Source organism: Psychrobacter sp. FME5 (assembly GCF_014861375.1).
Lineage (GTDB): Bacteria > Pseudomonadota > Gammaproteobacteria > Pseudomonadales > Moraxellaceae > Psychrobacter.
Genome location: NZ_RRYX01000122.1, coordinates 1 through 8,362, shown reverse-complemented (window position 1 = coordinate 8,362; position 8,362 = coordinate 1). Strand labels below are relative to the sequence as shown.

Here is an 8,362-nt window from a genome sequence, read left to right as displayed (position 1 = left end):
TCTTTGTCTACTAATTCGGGGTTAGTGATATCTACTACCATATACTTAATTCCTTTTGTTTGCTTAAATCAAAACTACTATAACACCATTATTCTATCATTAAATTAATCAACACATTATTAAAACACAGCCAAAATTAAGTAAAGTAGCTGAATTAAAATTATTAACGTAAGCACGATTTTTATAAACGCTACAGCTATCAATCGTCATTATTGTCAATCATGTTCTACATTATCAACCATGTTTCAAGAGGTAAGTCATGACACGGATGCATTTGCGCACTGCTATAGTTGGCTCAACACGTCGTACGGTGACTGGTGTTATGCTAATGGCCAGCATCGTCACCACTGGTTGTACCACCAACTATTTAACCAATAGTACAGAAGGTAATTATGGCGTACCGATGACGGAGCGTACCATTCCGCAGCGATTGCTCGATCGCAGTATCGAACATACGGTCAAAATCAATGTCTATGGCCTCAAAGAAGATTTGCAGCAAACCAGCCGCATGGGTATTGATAGCTTTAATAGCGAAGTTCTATTGACAGGCGAAGTACCTACCGAGGCAATCAAAGCAGAAGTTGAAAAAGTTGTCAGCTCGATGCCAGATGTACGCCGTGTCTATAACGAGATGAATGTCAGTGCTTCAAAAGGCTATAGCTCGACCGTCCATGATGGTTATATTACTTCAAAGCTGCTGGCAAAGGTCGCTGCTAATAGTGGGGTCAAAGCCTCACAGGTTAAAGCTGTCACCAATAATGGTGTGGTCTATATCATGGGGCGTATGACCCCAACGCAGCAAAGCCATTTGATTGATATTGCCAATAGCACCGTTGGTGTGACGGAGCTGGTATTGCTGACCACCGTCGTCGATGATAGAGGGGTAAAGATAAGCGAAGACGATATCATGTATGAGAATGATTTGGGCAATTCTGAGGCAGTGGCTGATGCGAGTGCTAGCCCCAGCCTGAATAAATCTGTAGAAAATAATACTGCTAATACGGCGACACCCATTGTCATCACAGAAGAAGGGGAGCCAGTCGATCAACCCTCATCTAGCTCATATATTGACCTTTACCAAGATCAGTAAACAACGACTATTCAATAGTGTGATTTAGTTTAGCTAAGCTAAGCGATTTGAGCACTCAAATAGAGTTTTAGAGGCTGATTGTGGTTAGGGTCGTATGGTATTTATGACAATAAGCCTAAACAGCACTAACAGGAAAAACACGAAAAGTCCTTATCTAGCCAGTAAGATAGAAGCCAGTAAAAATAAAATAGTGCAGTAGACGTGCCAGCACAATATCGAATGACAGTGTCAGATGGGTTTTTATAAATAGACTGTCGTGATGCTATAGTCGTAATGCGATAAATGGTGGGTCAATATATAAATATAATAGGGATACTGGCGATGAAGGATGTAAGTACAGCGACACAAACAACTAAGACAAGCACGCCCAAACTTATCAGCACAGGTATTACCACCGTACTAGCAGTTGGTGGAATTGTGCTGGCTACCCAGCAGGCCCAAGCGTTATCACCACTTGCTATCGTCAATGGTATTACCTCAAGTGGCGGTGTGGGTGTGAGCAAAAATATTCTATATGGCGATGAACCATTGCAAGACTTGGATGTTTATTACCCCAAATCTTTAACGAAAGCCATGAAAGCCGAGAGTACTATTACTGGTAGCTATCCCATGGTAGTTTTTGTTCACGGTGGCTCGTGGGAGAATGGTAATAAAGATCAATATGCCTTTGTCGGTCAAAGTTTGGCACAAGCCGGCTATGTCACGGCGGTGATTAATTACCGTAAAGCACCTGAGCATGTGTATCCTGACTATGTAGAAGATGCGGCACAAGCGATTGCTTGGAGTATCGATAATGCGACCAGCCTGCATGCTGATCCTAAGCGATTGGCGGTTGTCGGGCATTCTTCTGGTGCATTTAACGCGGTTGCAGCGGTCGCTAATGAAGACTTTTTGGCCCCTTATGGTATAAAGCCAACAGATATCGCGACAGTCATTGGTATTGCTGGTCCTTATAGTTATGACTTCCGAAAATTTGATAGTTCGACAGCTTTTGCTGCCGATGCCACACCAGACGACGTCATGCCAGACCGTCAAATAAAAGGCGAGCAGCCACCCTACTTATTGTTGACTGCCGAAAAAGATAAGATTGTCCACGTGACCAACACCATTAAAATGACACAGGCTTTAAAAGATGCAGGGGTTAGCGTGGAAACAGGTGACATCGAAGGAGCCAGTCATGCCACCAGTATTGGTGCGATGGCGCCACCACTGCGTTGGATCAATGATGTGCGTGCTCAGGTATTGGCGTACTTGGATAAAGCGCTCTAATGCTATTCATCCATGAATAGTTAAGCGCAGTTACGTAAGACAGTACTGTAAGATGCTTAAACTCTTGTTATAATGTTGTCACTTTAAATCTATACCCTATCTTAACCTTTAAGGCAGAATACTTTATGAGCATGAACGCTGACGATTTGATCGCATTTTTACAAACTCACTTCCCAGACGCTTTTATTCAAGCTGCCAACCAAGGTACGAAATTTGATGTACGCGTGGTTGATGCCAGTTTCGAAGGCAAACGCGCCGTTCAACGTCAGCAAGCCGTCTACGCGCTGGTTAATGATAAAATTGCGAGCGGTGATATCCATGCGCTTAATATTCAAGCATTAACGCCTGCTGAATGGGAAGTTCAATCGCAAGGCTAATACTTTTTATATCTGACTAGATTTGTGTCACTGGCAATTTTTTGCTGGTCTATAACTACTGGTTTTCATACTTTTTTATACTCATTGCTAGGTTGTCACCTTTATGGATCAATTTTTAATCACCGGTAGCAGTCGTATCGCAGGGGAAGTTACTATCTCAGGCGCCAAAAATGCCGCGTTGCCGTTACTTGCGGCGATGATATTGGCTGAGACGCCGACGACACTGCACAATGTACCATCGCTACAAGATGTGCGTACCTTGATTAAATTGATCGGTGGCATGGGTATCAATATCCAAAAACAAGACGATACCGTTACTTGCGATACCAAGAGTATCGATAACTTTTATGCGCCGTATGATTTGGTCAAAACTATGCGTGCCTCAATTTTAGTGCTTGGGCCATTGTTGGCACGTTTTGGGGAAGCCGAAGTCTCCTTGCCAGGTGGTTGTGCCATTGGCTCTCGTCCTGTTGATCAGCATCTAAAAGCCTTTGAGGCCATGGGCGCTGAAATTAGCGTAGAGAATGGTTACGTGAAAGCGCAAGCACCAAAAGGCGGCAAGCTAATCGGCTGTAACTTCTCATTTGACATGGTTACCGTTGGTGGTACGGAAAACGTGATTATGGCAGCCACGCTTGCCAAAGGCACTACCGTGTTGGGTAATTGCGCGCTGGAGCCAGAAGTGGTGGATTTGGCCAATATGCTGGTTGCCATGGGCGCCAAAATAAGCGGTATCGGTACGTCAACCATGACTATCGAAGGCGTTGAACGTCTACATGGTTGTGAATATTCAGTGGTGCCAGATCGTATCGAGACAGGGTCTTACCTTGCTGGGGCGTTGATGACGCGCGGTGATGTATTGGCCAAAAATACTTCTGCGCTATTATTATCACCTGTACTAGAGAAGTTTGAAGATATGGGTGCAATCATTACTACTGGTGATGATTGGATTCGCGCGCAGATGACAGGTCGCCCAAAAGCCGTTGATATTCGCACACAGCCGCATCCTGGTTTTCCCACCGATATGCAAGCGCAGCTAATGGCCATTGCTTGCATTGCCGATGGTACCAGTACTTTCATCGAGAATATCTTTGAGAATCGCTATATGCATGTACCTGAACTTAATCGTTTGGGCGCTTCTATCCAAGTCGATGGCCATACTGCGGTTGTGAAAGGAGTGGAAAACTTCACTGCTGCTCCTGTTATGGCGACGGATTTACGTGCCTCTATGTCATTAGTGATGGCAGCGGCGACTGCTGAAGGCGAGAGCTTAATCGACCGCATTTATCATATTGACCGTGGCTATGAGCATGTCGAAGACAAATTGCGTGCGCTGGGCGTCAATATCGAGCGTATTAGTACCAACGATTAGTTTTGATGGCTTAGTTAAATACGGCATTAAAGCATTGCAAAATTAAAAAATTCCCTGTGATGGGGATACCAACTGTACACGGATATGAGTCATTATGACTGAAGCAAGCAACAACCTACCAAGTAACGGTTTATTAAATGAAGTAAATGATGAGTTTGCAGGTTTAACACTGGCCTTGTCAAAGGGTCGTATTTTAGAAGAAACGATGCCGTTGCTACGTGCTGCTGGCGTTGACTTGTTAGAAGACCCTGAAGCGTCACGCAAACTCATTTTCCCTACCTCAAATCCTAATGTTCGCGTATTGATTTTACGCGCCAGCGACGTACCTACTTATGTAGAGCACGGTGCAGCGGATTTTGGGGTGGCAGGTAAAGATGTGTTGCTCGAGCACGGCGCCAATCATGTTTATGAATTGCTTGATTTGCAGATTGCCCAATGTAAGCTGATGACTGCTGGGGTAAAAGATGCGCCACTACCCAATCGTCGTCTGCGTATCGCCACCAAATATGTCAATGTTGCGCGCGCTTACTTTGCCAGCCAAGGTCAGCAAGTAGATGTGATTAAGCTTTATGGCTCAATGGAGCTTGCGCCATTGGTCGGCTTGGGTGATTTGATTGTCGATGTGGTCGATACGGGTAATACCTTACGTGCCAATGGCCTTGAAGCACGCGATCATATTTGCGATGTGTCCTCACGCCTTATCGTCAATCAAGTGAGCTATAAACGCAAATTTGCCCTACTGGAACCTATCTTAGATAGTTTTAAAGACAGTATTGCCAGCGCCTCATAAATTAGTGCTTTATAAAACGATGACAATCATTGGTAATATCAAGCACCATTATACAAATTTTAAAACCAGTTTAGCGCTCTATGATAGACATAGCGTGCTAAACTGGTTTTATTGTGTTGGTTGCTAGACCATTAAGTTTAGGCCACGGCCTAGGGCGTGTCATCATTTAGATTGTGAGGCTTAAAATGAGCAAAATTGTAGTCAAACAAGGAAAATAGCGCAGATAATATCGAGATATTAACCAGTTATTTGACGATGTTTGGCAAAATTTAGCCATTTTAAGACCACTAAATGATTAAATGTGCTAATTGATGACATGCCCTAGTATCATTTGAATAAGAAAACATGCAATAAGCAGTTACAAGCAACCATAAAATTTGTGAACCGCAAACACGCTTTATGTCTCTTTATAAGTGGTCTTATAGCGTGTATTTTTAGCAGTATTTTATGCTCAAACATAGGATGGAATCATGCGCCAGTTAAGTACCCAAGATGCCGATTTTGACAGTCAATTGACACAATTATTAGCCTTTGAAACGGTCAATGATGTTGAGTTACTAAAAACGGTAGATGATATTATTGCTAACGTGCGTCATGGTGGCGATAGCGTGGTACTGGCACTGACCCAACAGTTTGATCAGCATCCAGCAACGACGATGCAAGAGTTAGAGCTGTCTAAAGAGGCGCTTGCTGAAGCGTTTTTGAATCTTGATGGTACTGTCAAAACGGCACTGATCACCGCGGCGACACGGGTACAGTCTTTTCATGAGCGCCAAGTACAAGAGACTTGGCAGTATGAAGATGAGCTGGGTAATCGCTTGGGTCAAAAGGTCACACCACTTGATCGCGTCGGTATTTATGTACCAGGCGGTCTAGCGTCTTATCCGTCTTCGGTATTAATGAATGCTATCCCTGCTAAAGTTGCTGGCGTCAAAGAAGTTATTATGGTGGTACCCGCCCCAAAAGGCGTCCTCAATCCATTGGTATTGGCAGCGGCGCATTTAGCCAAGGTTGATCGCGTCTTTACCATTGGTGGCGCACAAGCGGTTGCCGCATTAGCTTACGGTACTGAAACTATTCCAGCAGTAGACAAAATCACCGGACCGGGCAATAAATATGTCGCTGCGGCCAAACGTGCGGTATTCGGTCAAGTGGGCATCGATATGATTGCCGGTCCCTCTGAAGTATTAGTCTATGCAGAAGGCGAGGCGCAAGATCGCGCTGATTGGCTAGCGATGGACTTATTATCACAAGCTGAGCATGACCGTATCGCCCAAGCTATCTTTGTGACGACAAGTCGTAAGCAACTTGAAGAAGTCGCCGCAGAAATCGAAAAAGCATTGGCAGAATTACCAAAAGCCGATATCGCCCGTGACTCGCTAAAAAATCGCGGCGCGCTTATATTGGTTAAAGACCGCGAGGAGGGCATGGTGGTTATTAATCGCGTTGCCCCTGAGCATTTAGAATTGTCTGTCGATGAACCCGACGCATTGCTTGATGACATTCGTCATGCTGGTGCCATCTTTATGGGTCGTCATACACCAGAGGCGATTGGCGATTATTGTGCTGGTCCCAATCATGTGTTGCCAACCTCGGGTACCGCGCGTTTTTCTTCGCCATTGGGCGTTTATGATTTTCAGAAGAAATCATCGATTATTTATTGTTCTGAATCTGGTAGTAAGCCGTTAGCAGAAACTGCAGATATTTTAGCGCAGCGTGAGGACTTAGAAGCCCATGCGCGTTCAGCCCGTTATCGTTATCAGTAATATGTTTTGGATACTTTGAGAGTTACTTTTAAATGGTACTTTTGGATAGTACTTTTAAAACCTGTTTTTAATAATTTATGTGGCTAATAGTAGGATAACTTATGAGTGAGTTAAAGATAGATACCAGGCTTTGGTCATCTAAAGCGCGTAATTTGTCACCTTACGTCCCTGGCGAGCAGCCTCAGCATGATAATTTATGCAAATTAAACACCAATGAAAATCCATTTCCGCCCTCACCAAAAGTAGGGGAAGCCATCGCCAAAGTCTTAGAGCAGCAAGCGGATGAACTGCGCTTATATCCTGCGCCTGAATCTGATGATTTGCGTGGCGCATTGGCAGAGCTATATAATCTTGATATCAACCAAGTGTTCGTTGGTAACGGCTCGGACGAAGTGCTGGCGCTAGTGTTTGCCAGTTTTTTCTTAAAGGAACGCCCCGTTTTAGCGCCTGATATTAGTTATAGCTTTTATCCTGTATATGCGCAGACATTTGGCGTAGAGCTGGTACAAATTGCCCTAGAAGCTGATTTTAGTGTCAGCCCTGATGCCTATCGTCAGCCGTGTAGCGGTATCATCATTGCCAACCCTAATGCGCCAACCGGTTTATTATTGTCGCTTGCTGATATTCGTAAACTTGCCAGCGAGCATTCGAATTCTGTGGTGGTGATTGATGAGGCGTATATAGATTTTGCTCAGGTAGAAGAAGGCAGTACGGATTCTGAGCTATCAGCCATCAGCCTTATTAATGAGTGTGACAATATACTTGTGACTCAAACCTTTTCAAAATCACGCTCGCTGGCTGGACTGCGTGTTGGTATGGCGTTTGGTAATGCTTCATTGATTGAGGCGCTAACCCGGATGAAAAATAGCTTTAATAGCTATCCATTAGATAAGTTGGCGCAAACTGGCGCGACAGCTAGTGTGTTGGATGTTGAGTATTTTGAGCAGACTTGTCAGCAAGTGATCGATTTACGCACCTCGTTGACAGCAGAATTGACCGCGCTAGGTTATGACGTGTTGCCATCACATGCCAACTTTGTCTTTGCCCGTCCAAAAGATGGCAAGGCGAGTGCTGTAGCGAGTGCATTGCGCGAACAGGGTATTATTGTTCGTCATTTCGAGAAGCCTCGTGTGGAAGAATACCTGCGTATTACTATCGGCACGCAGTCGCAGCATGAGCGTTTGATCAGTGCATTAAAAGCGTTGCAAGCAATTGAGGGTGTCGAAGCTAACTGATGTTTGGCTCTACTGTAATACCAAACCCAAAAAGTACGATTAGCCGTGTCAAACTCGTTTAGTCTACAAGGCGTAGCACTTGCACTCGTTTTCCTTGCTACTCTAATTTTTGTGAATGGTATAATATTGAAGCGACACAATATTTATCAGCAATAAAAAGAGCCTGCTAACATCATGTTAGCAGGCTCTTTTGTACTACTTTAAGCAGTTTTTGAACACACAGCTAATCGTATTTTTTGGGTTTGGTATTATAGTCAGTGAGAAGTAATATCGCTACATCATGTACTGCAGGTACCGTTTTTTCTAGCTTGCTGTGCCTACGCAGACAGAGGCTGCAAAAAAACTATACCCGCAGTATCGTAGCGCTTTTAAAGTATTTGAACTATAGGGGCTGTATAGAATTGGGAAATAGTTGAAAAAAATAAGCAACGCCTTACACTCTTGTTTACCACAACAAAGAGAA

At 44.1% G+C, this 8,362-nt stretch carries 7 protein-coding genes; all 7 read left to right on the top strand.

The window, feature by feature from the left end; genetic code table 11:
- Positions 1-259: 259 nt before the first annotated feature.
- The 7 genes from EI161_RS12390 to hisC all read left to right on the top strand — a co-directional run bounded on the left by EI161_RS12390 (position 260) and on the right by hisC (position 7,899).
- Positions 260-1,090: a BON domain-containing protein gene (locus tag EI161_RS12390; protein WP_192523627.1), complete on the top strand. Its 831-nt coding sequence runs from the start codon at positions 260-262 to the stop codon at positions 1,088-1,090.
- Positions 1,091-1,411: 321 nt separating this feature from the next.
- Complete coding sequence (locus EI161_RS12385; RefSeq protein WP_192523626.1) at positions 1,412-2,359, top strand: alpha/beta hydrolase; 948 nt, start codon at positions 1,412-1,414, stop codon at positions 2,357-2,359.
- Between the two features lie 125 nt (positions 2,360-2,484).
- A complete protein-coding gene (locus EI161_RS12380; protein WP_318779297.1) occupies positions 2,485-2,736 on the top strand; it encodes a BolA family protein in 252 nt (83 codons plus the stop codon).
- Positions 2,737-2,839: 103 nt separating this feature from the next.
- Positions 2,840-4,108 (top strand): UDP-N-acetylglucosamine 1-carboxyvinyltransferase, encoded by a 1,269-nt coding sequence (gene murA, locus EI161_RS12375; protein ID WP_192523625.1) that lies wholly within the window; start codon positions 2,840-2,842, stop codon positions 4,106-4,108.
- A 94-nt stretch (positions 4,109-4,202) separates the two neighbouring features.
- Positions 4,203-4,898, top strand: coding sequence for an ATP phosphoribosyltransferase (hisG, locus tag EI161_RS12370; RefSeq protein ID WP_192523624.1), 696 nt, complete (start codon positions 4,203-4,205; stop codon positions 4,896-4,898).
- Between the two features lie 470 nt (positions 4,899-5,368).
- On the top strand, positions 5,369-6,664 hold the full coding sequence (gene hisD / locus EI161_RS12365; RefSeq protein ID WP_192523623.1) for a histidinol dehydrogenase: 1,296 nt from the start codon (positions 5,369-5,371) through the stop codon (positions 6,662-6,664).
- Positions 6,665-6,765: 101 nt separating this feature from the next.
- Positions 6,766-7,899, top strand: a complete 1,134-nt coding sequence (gene hisC, locus EI161_RS12360; protein WP_192523622.1) for a histidinol-phosphate transaminase — start codon at positions 6,766-6,768, stop codon at positions 7,897-7,899.
- The last annotated feature ends 463 nt before the right edge of the window (positions 7,900-8,362 follow it).

What these genes read in the sequence shown, in the direction of transcription:
- murA (WP_192523625.1), top strand. Translation starts at nt 2,840, where the DNA reads ATGGATCAATTTTTAATCACCGGTAGCAGTCGTATCGCAGGGGAAGTT.
- EI161_RS12380 (WP_318779297.1), top strand. Translation starts at nt 2,485, where the DNA reads ATGAGCATGAACGCTGACGATTTGATCGCATTTTTACAAACTCACTTC.
- hisC (WP_192523622.1), top strand. Translation starts at nt 6,766, where the DNA reads ATGAGTGAGTTAAAGATAGATACCAGGCTTTGGTCATCTAAAGCGCGT.
- hisD (WP_192523623.1), top strand. Translation starts at nt 5,369, where the DNA reads ATGCGCCAGTTAAGTACCCAAGATGCCGATTTTGACAGTCAATTGACA.
- EI161_RS12390 (WP_192523627.1), top strand. Translation starts at nt 260, where the DNA reads ATGACACGGATGCATTTGCGCACTGCTATAGTTGGCTCAACACGTCGT.
- EI161_RS12385 (WP_192523626.1), top strand. Translation starts at nt 1,412, where the DNA reads ATGAAGGATGTAAGTACAGCGACACAAACAACTAAGACAAGCACGCCC.
- hisG (WP_192523624.1), top strand. Translation starts at nt 4,203, where the DNA reads ATGACTGAAGCAAGCAACAACCTACCAAGTAACGGTTTATTAAATGAA.